Source organism: Janthinobacterium sp. TND4EL3, from assembly GCF_900156175.1.
In the GTDB taxonomy this organism is placed as follows: domain Bacteria; phylum Pseudomonadota; class Gammaproteobacteria; order Burkholderiales; family Burkholderiaceae_D; genus Janthinobacterium.
Genome location: NZ_FTMV01000003.1, coordinates 50169 through 65366 on the forward strand (window position 1 = coordinate 50169; position 15198 = coordinate 65366).

Below are 15198 nucleotides of genomic sequence, written 5' to 3' on the forward strand. Positions count from 1 at the left end.
TCGGCTTGGTCGTGCCGCAATAAAAAACGCCACGGGTAATGTGCCCGTGGCGTTTTTTTTATGGCTGAGGAATTACTGTCCCAGCAACAAGAACACGGTCGGTTTCTTGTGGAAGTCCGGTGCCTTGCCGGCGGCCAATTGTTTCTTCCACTGGCCGCCATTCCGCGTCTGTACGCTTTCCGTGTCCAGGCTCAGGTCGGTGGCCACGCAGATCAGGGTCGATGGCGCGCATTGGGCTACCAGCGCTTCGAGCATGGCGGCGTTGCGGTACGGCGTCTCGATGAAGAGCTGGGTCTGCTTTTCATTGCGCGAACGGCTTTCCAGTTCCTTGAGGCGCTTGGCGCGCAGGGCCGCATCCGTGGGCAGGTAGCCGTTGAAGGCGAAGCTCTGGCCGTTCAGGCCGCTGGCCATCACGGCCAGCAAAATCGACGACGGCCCCACCAGCGGACGCACCTTGATGCCGTGCTGGTGCGCCAGGCGCACGAGGTCGGCGCCAGGGTCGGCCACGGCGGGCACGCCCGCCTCCGACACGAGGCCCGCGTCGCGTCCCGCCAGCAGCGGCGCCAGCAAGCCGGCCAGCGCTTGCGCCGGGGTATTGACGTTGAGTTCGGAAATCGTGATTTCCTGCAGCGGCCTGGCCAGCGGATGCTGGTTGCCGATCAGTTTCAGGAAGGCGCGCGCCGTCTTGGCGTTTTCCGCAACGAAATAATCGAGTTGCGAGGTGAGGTGCCGCACCTGCTCGGGAATGATGCGGGCCAGCGGGTCGATGGCGCCGTCGGACAGGCCGAGGTGGTTGGGGATCAGGTACAGGGTGCCAGTCATATTCTTCTTGTGGGGAAATTAAAGGGTGAAAAACGCCACGCCCGCCTTGCGCAGCATGCCCGTCAGGGCGATCAGCGGCAAGCCGGTGAGGGCGGTCGGGTCCGTGCTGTCGATACGTTCGAGCAGGGCGATGCCCAGGCCCTCGTTCTTGGCGCTGCCGGCGCAGTCGTAGGGCTGCTCGATGCGCAGGTAGGCGTCCAGTTCGGCATCGGGCACGTCGCGCACGGTGACGAGGGTCTGCACATCTTCCACTTGCGCCACGGCGGGCGCCTTGCGCCCGTCGAGCAGGCACAGTGCCGTGTGGAACACGGTCTGGCGCCCGCGCATGGCTTGCAGCTGCCGCAGGGCGTTGGCATGGTTGCCCGGCTTGCCGATCTGCGCGCCGTCCAGGGTGGCGACCTGGTCTGAGCCGATGACGAGGCTGCCAGGGAAACGGTCGAGCACGGCCTGCGCCTTGGCCTGCGCCAGGCGCAGGGCCGTGGCGCTGGGGCTTTCGCCTGGCAGGGGACTTTCGTCGAGATCGGGCACGGCCACCTCGAAAGGCAGGCGCAGGCGTTGCAGCAATTGCTTGCGGTAGGTTGAACTCGATGCAAGAATCAAGCGCAATGGGGCGGAAGTTGGTATCATTCGGTAGTGGATGACGGCCGGCATGGCCGCGCTGGTCGATGTCAGTGGGATTTCACGCAAATTCCCGGGCGCAGAGCCGATGAATGAGGCTCCATGCGGCATGACGGTGTTGATGAAGTTGTCATGTTAATGGAAATGATTGCGTCAAAAAAGATGCTTAGCCTTTGACTCCGTGCTAAAAACCCTGTTATTATCGCAGGTTTTCCGGGGAAATTTTCTACCAATGAATGCTTTTGTGATCGACGCCTTTGATTTTTGTCGTATCAGCGGGAGCCGCGAGGGTGTAACTCCTGTCGCTGAAATGACCCGGTTGACCAAGGATTGTGCAGATGCTTCCGGCGAGATCGCCTGGAAGATCGTTGGTGGCACCAGCAAGCTGGGCTACCCGCAACTGACCTTGTCGGTCAACGGCACCGTTCAGCTGGTATGCCAGCGCTGCCTGACTCCGTATGCTTACGCGATTGATTCTTCGACTGTTCTGATGCTGGGCAAGGATGACGAGCATGCGGACGAGATCGAAGAAATCATCGATGATGAATCGATCGACGTGATCGTTGGCAGCCGCACCATGGATGCCGCGGCCCTGATCGAAGATGAAGCCTTGCTGGCCCTGCCGCAGGTACCCAAACACGACGTCTGCCCCGATACGGCGCAGCTCGATGCTCTCAAGACTGAAAAGAAGTCGCCGTTCGCGGCACTGAAAGACTTGAAGCCAGAATAAGTAGTGTAAGAAAGGAAGCCTTAAAAAACCGTAGCGAGCGGCCCGATATCGTCTTGAGTAGCGCAAGCGTACGGAAGTACTGAGCGCCGCCGAGGCGATAGCGGGACGCGCAGTAGGTTTTTTATGCCTCCTGTAAAGAACGTGTCAAACGCGTGTAGTAATCGAGTATGGCAAGTGTAGTGAAATGTAATTGTAATAAACGATGTCGGTCCGGACTGTTTTCGGGTAGTCTTTGCCGCTGGGATACTCGATTCGCATGTATTTGCTAATCGAATGTGCTAAAATTTTAGAACTTATGTATTAGGAGTCATCATGGCAGTTCAACAGAACAAGAAAACCCCTTCCAAGCGCGGCATGCACCGTTCGCACGACTTCCTGGTCGCGCCGCAATTGAGCGTCGAGCCAGTTACCGGCGAAACACACATGCGTCACCATATCAGCCCTAACGGCTTCTATCGTGGCCGTAAAGTGTTGAAGACCAAAAACGACGAGTAATCGACGTTTTTGTTGGGTAAGATGAAAGCGGTGTTGCGTGGTTATTCGGCGTGGCGCCGCTTCTTCTTTTTTATCGGCTGCAATTCATCTTGCACACCCGTCATTTTGAATCACGCTGTCCAGGTCTGTGCATGATATGTTGCGCCCTGCATATGCTCCAGTCCGATTCACATCTTGCCGCACGCCCGCAGCGGTACTGAATCAACACAAATGACAATCAAAATTTCTATCGACTGCATGGGCGGAGATCATGGTCCCTCAGTCACTATCCCCGCAGCAATTTCCTTCGTAAAACATGAGCCTGAAGCAGAACTGATCCTTGTTGGATTGGAAGACGTGATCCGTGCCGAACTGAAGAAACATAAAGCCGACACGCATCCGCGCCTGTCGGTACTGCATGCCTCCGAACAAGTTACCATGGACGATCCCCTGGAAGTGGCGCTGCGCCGCAAGAAGGATTCCTCCATGCGCGTGGCCATCGAACAGGTCAAGAACGGCGTGGCGCAAGCCTCCGTTTCCGCCGGTAATACGGCAGCCCTGATGGCCGTGTCGCGCTATGTATTGAAAACCATGTCCGGCGTCGACCGTCCGGCCATCTGCAGCATCTTGCCGAATCAAAAGAACGGCCCGACCTACATGCTGGACCTGGGCGCCAACGTCGATTGCGAACCGCATCACTTGCACCAGTTCGCCATCATGGGTTCCGTGCTGGTTTCCGCCATGGAAGGCATCGAACGCCCCACGATCGGCTTGCTGAACGTGGGCACGGAAGATATCAAGGGCAATGAAGTGGTGAAGCTCACCTCGAAACTGCTGCAGGCCGACCACGAACGCGGCGCGCTGAACTTCTACGGCAACGTGGAAGGCAACGATATCTTCAAGGGCACGACCGACATCGTCGTCTGCGACGGTTTTGTCGGCAACGTCACCCTGAAAGCCATCGAAGGCCTGGCGCGCTTCATGAAAGACGTGCTCACTTCCGAATTCAAGCGCAATCCGATTACCATGCTGGGCGCGCTGATCGCCCGCGGCGCCCTGAAGGCCATCGGCAACCGCCTGAATCCCTCGCGTTACAACGGCGCCAGCCTGCTGGGCTTGCGTGGCCTCGTCTTCAAGAGCCACGGCAGCGCCGACGCCTATTCCTTCGAATGGGCTTTGCGCCGCGCCTTTGATGCGGCAAAAAATGACGTGCAAGCGCACCTGGCCAGCCTGATCGCCGAGCTGATGCCGCGCACGCCAGTACCGGACGAACCTACATCAACAAGCTCTACCATTTAGTGGACGGGTACTTGCATGACTGTTTTTAGCAAAACTTACAGCAAAATTATCGGCACCGGCAGCTATTTGCCGGAGAAGCGCGTCACCAACCAGGATTTGACCGAACAGCTCGCCGCCAAGGGCATCGAGACCTCGGATGAATGGATCGTCTCGCGCAGCGGCATTTCGGCGCGCCATTACGCGGCGCCGACGCAAAATTCCTCGGACCTGGGCGTGGAAGCGGCCAAAAAGGCCCTGGAAATGGCTGGCTTGAACGGCAACGACCTCGACCTGATCATCGTCGCCAGCTCGACCCCCGATTTCTTCGGCAGCTTCCCCAGCACGGCCTGCATCGTGCAAAACAAGCTGGGCATCACGAATAACTGCGCCGCCGTCGACGTGCAAGCCGTCTGCAGCGGCTTTGTCTATGCAGTCGCCACGGCCGATAGCTTCATTCAATCGGGCATGCACAAGAACGTGCTGGTGATCGGCGCCGAAGTGTTTTCGCGCATCCTCAATTTCGACGACCGCGGCACCTGCGTGCTGTTCGGCGACGGCGCCGGCGCCATCGTCATGACGGCATCGAAAGAGCCGGGCATCCTGGCCACCAAGCTGCACGCCGATGGCCGCCATTCGGACATCCTCAGCGTACCCGGCAGCCTGGCCGGCGGTGCGCTGGCCGGCAGCGCCTTCCTGTACATGGATGGCCCGGCCGTCTTCAAGCTGGCCGTGTCCGTGCTGGAAAAGGTCGCGCACGAAGCCCTGGAGCACGCCAACATGACGTCGGACCAGATCGACTGGCTGATCCCGCACCAGGCGAACATCCGCATCATGAACAGCACGGCCAAGAAACTCGGCTTGCCACTGGACAAGATGGTCGTCACCGTTGACCAGCATGGCAACACCTCGGCCGCTTCGATCCCGCTGGCGCTCGACATCGCCGTGCGCGACGGCCGCGTCAAGCAGGGCGACAACGTCATGATGGAAGGCGTGGGCGGCGGCTTTACCTGGGGCGCCGTGCTGGCGCGCATGTAATCCCGCAACACTATTAAAAGAACGGAGTCGACATGACACAATTTGCATTTGTTTTCCCAGGCCAAGGCTCGCAAGCGATTGCGATGCTCGACGGTTTTGCCGGCAACCCCGTGGTGGCGCAAACCGTCGCCGAAGCGTCGGACGCCCTGCAATGCGACCTGGGCAAGCTGATCGCCGAAGGTCCGAAGGAAGAGCTGGACCTGACCACCAACACGCAGCCCGTGATGCTGACGGCGGCCGTGGCCTTCTACCGCGCCTGGCTGGCGGCGGGCGGCCCCGTGCCGACGGTCGTGGCCGGTCACAGTCTCGGTGAATACTCGGCGCTGGTCGCCGCCGGCGTGATCTCGTTCAAGGATGCCGTGCCGCTCGTGCGTTTCCGCGCGCAAGCGATGCAGGAAGCCGTACCCGTGGGGCAGGGCACGATGGCCGTCGTGCTGGGCCTGTCGGATGACGACGTGCGCGCCGCCTGCGCCGAAGCGGCGGCGGAAAACCCGGCCCTGGTGGTCGAACCCGTCAATTTCAATGCGCCAGCGCAAGTGGTCATCGCCGGCCATACGGCCGCCGTCGAGCGCGCCTGCGAACTGGCCAAGGCCAAGGGCGCCAAGCGCGCCATGAAGCTGCCCGTTTCCGCGCCGTTCCACTCGTCGCTGCTCAAGCCCGCATCGGACCGCCTGCGCGAGTACATGGCCGGCCTGACGTTCGCCGCGCCGCAGATCGCGCTGATCAACAACGTCGACGTGGCCGTCGTCAATGACGTGGCCGGCATCAAGGACGCCCTCGTGCGCCAGGCCGCCAGCCCCGTGCGCTGGGTGGAGACCATGCAGAAGGTGGCCGCCGATGGCATTACGCAAGTGATCGAATGTGGTCCGGGCAAGGTCCTGATGGGCCTGGCCAAGCGCATCGATCCCGTGCTGGTGGGCGACGCCATCGTCGACCAGGCATCGCTGGAACGCATTTTGACGCAGCTCAAGTAAACAGCAAACGGCAGTGCAGTCATGGCTGCCGTCAGCCATCTTTAAGGATACACATGAATTTAGCAAATCAAGTCGTGCTGGTCACGGGCGCCTCGCGCGGCATCGGCCGCGCCATCGCCACCGAACTGGGCAAGCAGGGTGCCACCGTCGTTGGCACGGCCACCTCGGAAAGCGGCGCGCAAGCGATCACCGATTACCTGGCCGCCGAAGGCGTGGCGGGCAAGGGCCTGGTCCTGAACGTGACCGATGCGGCGCGCTGCGCGCAAGTCGTCGACGAAGTGCAGAAAACCTACGGCAGCCTGTCCATCCTGGTCAACAATGCGGGCATCACGCAAGACCAGCTGGCCATGCGCATGAAGGATGAAGAGTGGGACAGCGTGATTTCGACGAACCTGTCGGCCGTCGGGCGCCTGTCGCGCGCCGTACTGCGCGGCATGATGAAAGCGAAGGCCGGGCGTATCATTAACATCACGTCCGTGGTGGCGTCGTCGGGCAATCCGGGGCAGATGAATTACGCGGCGGCCAAGGCCGGCGTGGAAGGCATGAGCCGCGCGCTGGCGCGCGAAATCGGCAGCCGCAACATTACCGTGAACTGCATCGCCCCAGGCTTCATCGATACCGACATGACCAAGGCCCTGAGCGAAGAGCAGCACGCGGCCCTGTTGACGCAAATTCCCCTGTCCCGCCTGGGCAAGCCGGAAGACGTGGCGGCGGCCGTGGCCTTTCTGGCCTCGCCGCAAGCGGCGTATATCACGGGCACGACCCTGCACGTGAATGGCGGAATGTATATGAATTGATGTGAACGGTAGACGGGGCGGGCGTTTGTGGCATGATTCAACGGTCGTTTTTGTCTATAATCGCATCTTTTAGCAGCAGCTTCGGTCGAATTAGCAGCAGACACCGAAATTAGTATTCGGACGCGCAAACCTGATAAAATGCGCGCACTTTCCGTAACACACACTTTGGAGCCATAACATGTCGGATATCGAACAACGCGTTAAGAAAATCGTCGCTGAGCAACTGGGCGTTGCAGAAGCAGACATCAAAATCGAATCCTCCTTCGTCGACGACCTGGGCGCCGATTCCCTGGACACCGTGGAACTGGTGATGGCCCTGGAAGACGAATTCGAAATGGAAATCCCTGACGAACAAGCTGAAAAAATCACCACCGTGCAACAGGCGATCGACTACGCCACCGCACACGTCAAGGCCTAAGCCTGTCTGACCGACTTCAGGAGAATCGCTTGAGCCGTTCTAAAAACCGTCGTGTTGTTGTAACCGGCCTGGGCTGCGTTTCACCTGTCGGCAATACTATTGCCGAGGCGTGGGGCGCAATCATCGAAGGTAAATCCGGCATTGCCACGATTACCAAGTTTGATGCACAGCCATTCACCACGCATTTTGCCGGTGAAGTCAAAGGCTTCAATATCGAAGATTACATCTCCGGTAAGGAAGCCCGCCATATGGATACCTTTATCCATTACGGCATGGCTGCAGGCATCCAGGCGATGCAGGACTCCGGCCTGGAAGTGACCGAGGAAAACGCCGAACGCATCGGCGTGATCATCGGTTCCGGTATCGGCGGCTTGCCGCTGATCGAGGAAACCAAGTCCGAGTACGAAAAGCGCGGTCCGCGCCGTATCTCGCCATTTTTCGTGCCTGCCTCGATCATTAACATGATTTCTGGCAACCTTTCGATCAAATATGGTCTGAAGGGCCCGAACCTGGCGATCGTGACGGCGTGTACCACCGGTCTGCACAGCATCGGCGCGGCAGCGCGCATGATCGAGTACGGCGATGCCGACGTCATGATCGCCGGCGGTGCCGAGTCGACCGTGTCGCCGCTGGGCCTGGGCGGTTTCGCCTCGGCACGCGCCTTGTCGACCCGCAACGACGATCCGGCAACGGCATCGCGTCCGTGGGATGCCGACCGCGACGGCTTCGTGCTGGGCGAGGGCGCTGGCGTCATGGTGCTGGAAGAGTACGAGCATGCGGTGGCCCGTGGCGCCAAGATCTATGCCGAAGTGCATGGTTTCGGGATGAGCGCAGATGCTTATCACATGACCTCGCCGCTGGAAGATGGCAGCGGCGGCAGCAAATCGGTGATCGCGGCCCTCAACAACGCCGGCTTGAACGCGGATCAGATTCAATACCTGAACGCGCACGGCACGTCGACCCCGCAAGGCGACGTGGCGGAAGTGATGGGCATCAAACGCACCTTCGGCGAGCACGCCAAGAACCTGGTCGTCAACTCGACCAAGTCGATGACGGGCCATTTGCTGGGCGGCGCGGGCGGTCTGGAAGCGGTGTTTACGGTCCTGGCATTGCACCATCAGGTGTCGCCGCCGACCATCAACATCTTCAACCAGGATCCCGCTTGCGATCTCGATTTCTGTGCCAACACGGCGCGGGATATGAAGATCGATTATGCAGTGAAGAATTCGTTCGGCTTCGGCGGTACGAATGGCACACTGATTTTCGGTAAAGCGAAATAAGCAGGAACTTTCAAGCGCTCGCTGCGGTCGAACCGTAGTGAGCGCTGATTCGGCGCCAACGTTCGTTGGCGCCTGAATTTGCCCGGCATGTTGCTGGCGCGCCTTTCTTTTCCCTTGTTGTATGTCAATCGCCGTATCGCTGCTTATTCGCGCGCCCATCTGTTTGCGCTGGCTGCAAGCGGTCCTTGGCGTGGCTGCGCTGCTCGCTGCCTGGCCCTTGTCCGGTGCCTGGCGCAGTGCGTCCGGGCCAGGCGTGCTCGTGGGCGCCTATGCGCTGGGCTGGGCTGGCGCCGTGCTCAGTGCGCTTGGCGGCGGTTTTTTACTGCTGGCCCTGCGCTGGCGCAGAAAGCCGCACAGGCTTGATATTTCGCCGGTCGGCCAGTTGCGGCTGGCGGTATATCTGGAGCATGGCGCGGCGCCGGCGGATGCCTGCGGGACGGCGTCGTCGCTGCGGCGGCTGTTGCCGGGCTCCACCTTGTGGCCGTCGCTGCTGGTGCTGTGCCTGGAAGATGGCGCAGGACGGCGCAGCGCCGTGCTGGCGCAGCGGGGGCGTGCTTGCCCCGCGTTTCGCCAGCTGGCCGTGGCGTGCCGGGCCATTGCGGCGCGGGAAAGGGAAGAATAAAAGTGGGGCGAACACTGAACTTCTTGCAGCGGGCCAACTCTATATCCATACAGGCGCCCACGCTGCATGCCAATGGGGATACGCGGCGTGAGGACAGAGCGCGAGTATGATCAGTTACTGGTCGAGCGGGTGCAGGCTGGCGACAAACGGGCATTTGACGTCCTGGTATCGAAGTATCAGCGTCGCCTGATGCGTCTGGTGTCGCGCCTCGTGCATGACCCGGCGGAGGCCGAAGATGTGGTGCAGGAAACCTTTATCAAGGCGTACCGGGCGCTGCGGCATTTTCGCGGCGAAGCCGCCTTCTATACATGGTTGTACCGCATCGGCATCAACACGGCCAAGAATCACCTGGTCACGCAAGGGCGGCGCGCGGCCACGTCCAGCGACACCGATGCGGAACAGGCCGAGTCCTTCGACGATGGCAACAAGTTGCGTGACAACAATACGCCCGAATCGGTGCTGGCCAGCAAGCAGATTGCGGCGACCGTCAACGCGGCCATGGATGTGCTGCCCATCGAGTTACGCACGGCTATCGTGTTGCGCGAAATCGAGGGACTCAGCTATGAAGAGATATCGGAGATCATGTCCTGTCCCATCGGCACCGTGCGCAGCCGCATTTTCCGCGCGCGCGAAGTGATCGCGGAAAAATTGAAGCCGTTGTTGGACATGCCGATTGACAAGCGTTGGTAATGTGATGAGTATGGAGTTGGCATGGCTGCGCCCGGTTTCCGCACAGCTACTCTTGAAATGGCAGGGCCTATCATGGACACGCACACCCAATTGCACGAGAACATTTCCGCCCTGGCCGATGGCGAGCTGGCGGCCAGCGAACTCGAACTGGCCTTTGCCGCCCTCGACACGGAAACGGGCCGCCAGGCCTGGGAAGCCTACCGGTGTATCGGCGATGTCCTGCGCTCGGACCAGTGCGGCCACGAGCTGAGTCCCCAGTTCGCCGCGCGGCTGGCCAGCCGGCTGGCCAGCGAGGCGGCGCCCGCCTGCGACAGCGCGCCGGCGCCCGTGCCGTCGGCGCTGGTGCCGCCGGGCATGCCGGAGCCGCTGGTGCCGCGCTAGGGGGGGGGGGGCTGGCCCGCCTTACGCGAGGCTTAATGCCAGGTGCGCCCCCTTGACATGGGACTTCCACCCGATTGACACTATGAACAGGCAATATCTTGCTTTTGCGATATATTGTTGCATGCCATGCGTGCTGTCAGGTGTGTTCCTCTGGCGAGTCCGCGATGACGGTGAATCATGCACGCAGGCCATCGCCTGATCCGTTTTAATACTCGAAAAGATCCTTTCCATGAAAAAAAATATGTGTGCTGCCAGCAAGACGTTTTCAGTGAAGACGCTTTCCGCCTTATTGTTCGGTACGGCTGGCGTCTTTTTTGCCCCGACCATGCTGGGCCTGGCGCCACAGGCCCACGCTGCCGTGCCGGCCGTGAAGCTGCCTGATTTTTCGGACCTCGTCGACGCCGTCGGCCCGGCCGTCGTGAATATCCGCACCACCGAGCGCCTGAAGATGAACGGCCCCGGCATGGGCGGCCAGGATGAGCAGGAAATGCAGGAATTCCTGCGCCGCTTCTTTGGCGGCGCCATGCCGACGCCGCGCCAGCAGGCGCCGCGCGGCGGCCGCCGTGCCGTGCCGCAGGAGCAGGAAGTGCAGCGCGGCGTCGGTTCCGGCTTCATCATCTCGGCCGATGGCTACGTGCTGAGCAATGCGCACGTCGTCGATGGCGCCGATGAAGTGTATGTGACGCTGACGGACAAGCGCGAATTCAAGGCCAAGGTGATCGGCGCCGACGCGGCCACCGACGTGGCCCTGTTGAAGATCGAAGGCGCCAACCTGCCGCGCCTGACCATCGGCGATTCGAACAAGATCCGCGTGGGCGAGTGGGTGATCGCCATCGGCTCGCCATTCAACCTGGAAAACACGGTCACGGCCGGCATCATTTCCGCCAAGGCGCGCGACACGGGCGACTACCTGCCCCTGATCCAGAGCGACGTGGCCGTCAACCCCGGCAATTCGGGCGGCCCGCTGATCAATATGCGCGGCGAAGTGATCGGCATCAACTCGCAGATCGCCACCCTGTCCGGCGCCTACAACGGCATTTCGTTTGCCGTGCCCATCGATGAAGCCATGCGCGTGGGCGAGCAGCTGAAGAAGACGGGTAAAGTGGTGCGCGGACGCATCGGCGTGCAGATCGGCGCCGTCAGCAAGGAAGTGGCCGAATCGCTGGGCTTGCCAAATGGAAATGGCGCGCAAGTGTCGATGGTGGAGCCGGGCGGCGCGGCCGACAAGGCGGGCATCAAGGCCGGCGACATCATCCTCAAATTCAATGGCGCCGCCATCGAGCGCTGGTCCGACCTGCCGCGCCTGGTGGGCGGCGCCACCGTGAACGGCAAGAGCAACATCACCATCTGGCGCAACGGGGCGCAACAGACCTTGCCCATCACCGTAAGCGAGCTCGATAGCGGCAAGACGGCCAAGAAGGGCGCCAGGGAGCCGGAGGCGCAAACGGCCAACGCGCTGGGCCTGAAGGTCAGCGACGTGCCTGCCGCAAAGAAGCTGGAGCTGAGGATTGATGCTGGCGTGCAAGTCGATGACGCCGATGGCGTGGCCGCGATGGCCGGATTGCAGCCTGGCGACGTGATCTTGCAGTTGAATAACGTTGCCGTGAAGGATGCCAAGCAGTTCAACGCGCTGGTGGCCAAGCTCGATCCGAAGAAATCGGCGGCCGTGCTCGTGCGCCGTGGCGACACGGCGCAATTCGTTCCGCTGCGCCCGTCGGCCAAGTAAAATCCGCTTCCACCCGCATCCCGGCCCGGCCGGGATGCTTTCCCTCCTTGTCCATGCATTTCACCCTGTATTCCCGCAGTTACTGCCATCTATGCCAGGACATGCTCGACGCCTTGCTCCTGCTGCAGGCGCCCGGCCAGCGTTTCACCGTCGACGTGATCGATATCGACGCTTCGCCCGATGCCACGCTGCTGGCCCGTTTCGACGAGCTGGTGCCCGTGCTGTTCGGTGACCTGGCGCAGCCGGAGCTGTGCCACTATTTCCTCGACGAGGCAGCCGTGCGCCGCTATCTGGCGTAGCTTAAATGTCAATATTGACACTGCATTGCACCATTCTGGTGCTGAAAACAGGCAAAATTGTCGCCTCGCCCCGGCCCCGGCCTCATAAGACGGGCTTTCCGCTCTGAAATCCGGTAAAATGGGGAGGTCGAAAAAGCTACTGTCCGAGGCAGCAGCTTCTGTCGCTTCAAAAGCGCTCGCCTGGGCATGCAGATGTCCTGCTCGGAGCGCTTTTTTCATCATGAGTGGGGTGCCCGGTTTTGGCCCGGCTTGACCCGAGCATGATCCCCATGATTCCTGTTAAAGCAGTGTCGTCAACTTCGCACTTATATTAGTTAATGAACAACATACGCAATTTCTCCATCATCGCCCATATTGACCACGGTAAATCGACCCTGGCTGACCGCATCATTCAATTGTGCGGCGGCTTGTCCGACCGCGAGATGGAGGCGCAGGTGCTCGATTCGATGGATCTGGAGCGCGAGCGCGGCATTACCATCAAGGCGCAAACGGCGGCCCTGCACTACAAGGCGCGCGATGGCCAGATCTACAACCTGAACCTGATCGATACGCCGGGCCACGTCGACTTCAGCTATGAAGTGTCGCGCTCGCTGTCCGCCTGCGAAGGCGCGCTGCTGGTCGTTGACGCATCGCAAGGCGTGGAAGCGCAAACCGTGGCCAACTGCTACACGGCGCTGGACCTGGGCGTGGAAGTGGTACCCGTGCTGAACAAGATCGACTTGCCGAACGCGGACCCGCCGAACGCCATTGCCGAGATCGAAGACGTGATCGGCATCGACGCGGGCGACGCCGTGCATTGCTCGGCCAAGACGGGCCTGGGCGTGCAGGATGTGCTGGAGTCCTTGATCGCCAAGGTGCCGCCGCCGAAGGGCGACCCGGATGCGCCGCTGCAGGCGCTGATCGTCGATTCCTGGTACGACTCCTACGTGGGCGTGGTGATGCTGGTGCGCGTGGTCAACGGCACCCTGAAGCCGAAGGACAAGATCCGCCTGATGGCCACCGACTCGGTACAGCTGGTGGAAGACATCGGCGTGTTCTCGCCCCGTTCGCAATCGCTGCCGCAACTGTCCGCTGGCCAGGTGGGCTTCATCATCGCCGGCATCAAGGAATTGAAGGCCGCGAAAGTGGGCGACACCGTCACCCTGGCCAATCGTCCTGCCGCCGAGCCATTGCCTGGCTTCAAGGAAGTGCAGCCGCAAGTGTTCGCCGGCCTGTTTCCCGTCGAGGCGAACCAGTACGATGCGCTGCGCGACTCGCTGGAAAAGCTGAAACTGAACGACGCGGCCCTGATGTACGAGCCGGAAGTGTCGCAGGCGCTGGGCTTCGGCTTCCGCTGCGGCTTCCTGGGCCTGCTGCACATGGAAATCGTGCAGGAGCGCCTCGAGCGCGAATTCGACATGGACCTGATCACGACGGCGCCGACCGTCGTGTATGAAGTGATCCAGCGCGACGGCACCCTGATCAACGTCGACAATCCGTCGAAGATGCCCGACCCGTCGCGCATCGAGGAAGTGCGCGAGCCTATCGTCACCGTCAACCTGTACATGCCGCAGGAATACGTGGGTTCCGTGATCACCCTGTGCATCGCCAAGCGCGGCATCCAGATGGACATGAGCTACCACGGCCGCCAGGTCAAGCTCGTGTATGAAATGCCGATGGCCGAGATCGTGCTGGACTTCTTCGACCGCCTGAAATCGACGTCGCGCGGCTATGCCTCGATGGACTACGAGTTCAAGGAATACCGCGCGGCCGACGTGGTCAAGGTCGACATGCTGATCAACAGCGAAAAAGTCGATGCGCTGGCCATCATCGTCCACCGCTCGAACAGCCAGTACCGCGGCCGCCAGGTGGCCGCCAAGATGCGCGAACTGATCCCGCGCCAGATGTTCGACGTGGCGATTCAAGCGACCATCGGCGCCAACATCATTTCGCGCGAGAACGTGAAAGCCTTGCGCAAGAACGTGCTGGCGAAGTGCTATGGCGGCGATATCAGCCGCAAGAAGAAATTGCTGGAAAAACAAAAAGCAGGCAAGAAGCGCATGAAGCAAGTGGGTTCCGTGGAGATCCCGCAAGAGGCATTCCTGGCAATCTTACAAGTGGACGATAAATGAACCTGCAAGTGATCTTAGGAAATTTCGCTTTAATCCTGTTCGTGCTGATGGTGCTGACGGGCCTGGTCTGGTGCCTGGACGTGTTTTATCTGTCCAAGCAGCGCCGCAAGGCGGCCGACCGCGCCCTGGCCGAATTCGACGCGCGCCAGTCCAGGCTGGCCGCCGAAAACATCAAGTCCGATGCGGGCGGCAGCCGCGCCGCCATCGAGGCGGCCCTGCTGCGCCAGCCCACCTGGGTCGAGTATTCGGGCAGTTTCTTCCCCGTCATCGCCCTCGTGTTCTGCCTGCGTTCGTTCCTGTACGAGCCGTTCAAGATCCCGTCGAGCTCGATGGTGCCGACCCTGCTGGTAGGCGATTTGATCCTGGTTAACAAGTTCACCTATGGTATTCGCTTGCCGATCGTCAACAAGCGCATCATTGAAGTCAACGACCCGCAGCGCGGCGACGTGATGGTGTTCAAGTACCCGAAAGATATGTCGCAAGACTATATCAAGCGCGTGATCGGCGTGCCCGGTGATAAAATCACCTATGAAAACAAGCGCTTGACGGTCAACGGCAAGGAAGTGCAGTACACGCCGCTGGACGACTACCTCGATGACGAAAGCACCGTGTACCACAAGCAACTGGAAGAAAACCTGACGGGCGTGAGCCACCGCATCCTCAACGACGAGCCTGCTCCCACGTTGAATTTGCGCGAAGTCAAGGATTTCCCCCACAAGGAAGCGTGCAACTACAACGAAGACGGTTTCACTTGCGTGGTACCAGCAGGCAACTACTTCATGATGGGCGACAACCGCGACAATAGCGCGGACAGCCGCTACTGGGGCTTCGTGCCGAACGAAAACATCGTCGGCAAGGCCTTCCTCGTATGGATGAACTTCAGCAACCCGAAACGCGTAGGCGGCATCCATTAAGTCTTTCTTGCATGCAATGCCCATGGCTG

17 protein-coding genes are annotated in these 15198 nt (G+C 60.7%); 15 read left to right on the plus strand and 2 right to left on the minus strand.

What is annotated here, in order from left to right:
* Positions 1-72: 72 nt before the first annotated feature.
* Positions 73-822 (minus strand): SAM-dependent methyltransferase, encoded by a 750-nt coding sequence (locus BXA07_RS06145; protein WP_076566619.1) that lies wholly within the window; start codon positions 820-822, stop codon positions 73-75.
* Between the two features lie 18 nt (positions 823-840).
* On the minus strand, positions 841-1449 hold the full coding sequence (locus BXA07_RS06150; RefSeq protein WP_076567114.1) for a Maf-like protein: 609 nt from the start codon (positions 1447-1449) through the stop codon (positions 841-843).
* 223 nt (positions 1450-1672) lie between these two features.
* Between BXA07_RS06150 and BXA07_RS06155 the strand changes: the two genes are divergently transcribed.
* The 15 genes from BXA07_RS06155 (at position 1673) to lepB (ending at position 15169) form a co-directional block, all read left to right on the plus strand.
* A complete protein-coding gene (locus BXA07_RS06155; protein ID WP_076566621.1) occupies positions 1673-2170 on the plus strand; it encodes a YceD family protein in 498 nt (165 codons plus the stop codon).
* Positions 2171-2482: 312 nt separating this feature from the next.
* Positions 2483-2665, plus strand: a complete 183-nt coding sequence (gene rpmF, locus BXA07_RS06160) for a 50S ribosomal protein L32 (RefSeq protein WP_034749653.1) — start codon at positions 2483-2485, stop codon at positions 2663-2665.
* A 210-nt stretch (positions 2666-2875) separates the two neighbouring features.
* Positions 2876-3943: a phosphate acyltransferase PlsX gene (gene plsX / locus BXA07_RS06165; RefSeq protein ID WP_076566622.1), complete on the plus strand. Its 1068-nt coding sequence runs from the start codon at positions 2876-2878 to the stop codon at positions 3941-3943.
* Between the two features lie 15 nt (positions 3944-3958).
* Positions 3959-4957, plus strand: a complete 999-nt coding sequence (locus BXA07_RS06170) for a beta-ketoacyl-ACP synthase III (protein WP_076566624.1) — start codon at positions 3959-3961, stop codon at positions 4955-4957.
* 32 nt (positions 4958-4989) lie between these two features.
* The gene (gene fabD, locus BXA07_RS06175) at positions 4990-5931 is read left to right on the plus strand and encodes an ACP S-malonyltransferase (protein ID WP_076566626.1); all 942 of its coding nucleotides are present in this window, start codon (positions 4990-4992) and stop codon (positions 5929-5931) included.
* 53 nt (positions 5932-5984) lie between these two features.
* Positions 5985-6728, plus strand: a complete 744-nt coding sequence (fabG, locus tag BXA07_RS06180; RefSeq protein WP_076566627.1) for a 3-oxoacyl-ACP reductase FabG — start codon at positions 5985-5987, stop codon at positions 6726-6728.
* A 178-nt stretch (positions 6729-6906) separates the two neighbouring features.
* The gene (gene acpP / locus BXA07_RS06185; RefSeq protein WP_008449912.1) at positions 6907-7146 is read left to right on the plus strand and encodes an acyl carrier protein; all 240 of its coding nucleotides are present in this window, start codon (positions 6907-6909) and stop codon (positions 7144-7146) included.
* Between the two features lie 29 nt (positions 7147-7175).
* Positions 7176-8426 carry a beta-ketoacyl-ACP synthase II gene (gene fabF / locus BXA07_RS06190; RefSeq protein ID WP_076566629.1) on the plus strand — a complete coding sequence of 417 codons (1251 nt, stop codon included), beginning with the start codon at positions 7176-7178 and terminating at the stop codon, positions 8424-8426.
* Positions 8427-8547: 121 nt separating this feature from the next.
* Positions 8548-9048, plus strand: coding sequence for a hypothetical protein (locus BXA07_RS06195; RefSeq protein WP_076566630.1), 501 nt, complete (start codon positions 8548-8550; stop codon positions 9046-9048).
* Positions 9049-9120: 72 nt separating this feature from the next.
* Positions 9121-9738 (plus strand): RNA polymerase sigma factor RpoE, encoded by a 618-nt coding sequence (rpoE, locus tag BXA07_RS06200; protein WP_076566632.1) that lies wholly within the window; start codon positions 9121-9123, stop codon positions 9736-9738.
* A 72-nt stretch (positions 9739-9810) separates the two neighbouring features.
* On the plus strand, positions 9811-10119 hold the full coding sequence (locus tag BXA07_RS06205; protein WP_076566633.1) for a sigma-E factor negative regulatory protein: 309 nt from the start codon (positions 9811-9813) through the stop codon (positions 10117-10119).
* Positions 10120-10444: 325 nt separating this feature from the next.
* Positions 10445-11845: a Do family serine endopeptidase gene (locus BXA07_RS06210; protein WP_244556217.1), complete on the plus strand. Its 1401-nt coding sequence runs from the start codon at positions 10445-10447 to the stop codon at positions 11843-11845.
* 53 nt (positions 11846-11898) lie between these two features.
* Positions 11899-12144, plus strand: a complete 246-nt coding sequence (locus tag BXA07_RS06215) for a glutaredoxin family protein (protein WP_076566636.1) — start codon at positions 11899-11901, stop codon at positions 12142-12144.
* A gap of 317 nt (positions 12145-12461) precedes the next feature.
* Positions 12462-14255, plus strand: coding sequence for a translation elongation factor 4 (lepA, locus tag BXA07_RS06220; protein ID WP_076566638.1), 1794 nt, complete (start codon positions 12462-12464; stop codon positions 14253-14255).
* Positions 14252-15169 (plus strand): signal peptidase I, encoded by a 918-nt coding sequence (gene lepB, locus BXA07_RS06225; protein ID WP_076566639.1) that lies wholly within the window; start codon positions 14252-14254, stop codon positions 15167-15169. The genes lepA and lepB overlap by 4 nt, the downstream gene beginning before the upstream one ends.
* Positions 15170-15198: the final 29 nt, after the last annotated feature.

What these genes read in the sequence shown, in the direction of transcription:
- BXA07_RS06145 (WP_076566619.1), bottom strand. Translation starts at nt 822, where the DNA reads ATGACTGGCACCCTGTACCTGATCCCCAACCACCTCGGCCTGTCCGAC.
- BXA07_RS06150 (WP_076567114.1), bottom strand. Translation starts at nt 1,449, where the DNA reads ATGATACCAACTTCCGCCCCATTGCGCTTGATTCTTGCATCGAGTTCA.
- BXA07_RS06155 (WP_076566621.1), top strand. Translation starts at nt 1,673, where the DNA reads ATGAATGCTTTTGTGATCGACGCCTTTGATTTTTGTCGTATCAGCGGG.
- rpmF (WP_034749653.1), top strand. Translation starts at nt 2,483, where the DNA reads ATGGCAGTTCAACAGAACAAGAAAACCCCTTCCAAGCGCGGCATGCAC.
- plsX (WP_076566622.1), top strand. Translation starts at nt 2,876, where the DNA reads ATGACAATCAAAATTTCTATCGACTGCATGGGCGGAGATCATGGTCCC.
- BXA07_RS06170 (WP_076566624.1), top strand. Translation starts at nt 3,959, where the DNA reads ATGACTGTTTTTAGCAAAACTTACAGCAAAATTATCGGCACCGGCAGC.
- fabD (WP_076566626.1), top strand. Translation starts at nt 4,990, where the DNA reads ATGACACAATTTGCATTTGTTTTCCCAGGCCAAGGCTCGCAAGCGATT.
- fabG (WP_076566627.1), top strand. Translation starts at nt 5,985, where the DNA reads ATGAATTTAGCAAATCAAGTCGTGCTGGTCACGGGCGCCTCGCGCGGC.
- acpP (WP_008449912.1), top strand. Translation starts at nt 6,907, where the DNA reads ATGTCGGATATCGAACAACGCGTTAAGAAAATCGTCGCTGAGCAACTG.
- BXA07_RS06195 (WP_076566630.1), top strand. Translation starts at nt 8,548, where the DNA reads ATGTCAATCGCCGTATCGCTGCTTATTCGCGCGCCCATCTGTTTGCGC.
- rpoE (WP_076566632.1), top strand. Translation starts at nt 9,121, where the DNA reads ATGGGGATACGCGGCGTGAGGACAGAGCGCGAGTATGATCAGTTACTG.
- BXA07_RS06205 (WP_076566633.1), top strand. Translation starts at nt 9,811, where the DNA reads ATGGACACGCACACCCAATTGCACGAGAACATTTCCGCCCTGGCCGAT.
- BXA07_RS06210 (WP_244556217.1), top strand. Translation starts at nt 10,445, where the DNA reads ATGCTGGGCCTGGCGCCACAGGCCCACGCTGCCGTGCCGGCCGTGAAG.
- BXA07_RS06215 (WP_076566636.1), top strand. Translation starts at nt 11,899, where the DNA reads ATGCATTTCACCCTGTATTCCCGCAGTTACTGCCATCTATGCCAGGAC.
- lepA (WP_076566638.1), top strand. Translation starts at nt 12,462, where the DNA reads ATGAACAACATACGCAATTTCTCCATCATCGCCCATATTGACCACGGT.
- lepB (WP_076566639.1), top strand. Translation starts at nt 14,252, where the DNA reads ATGAACCTGCAAGTGATCTTAGGAAATTTCGCTTTAATCCTGTTCGTG.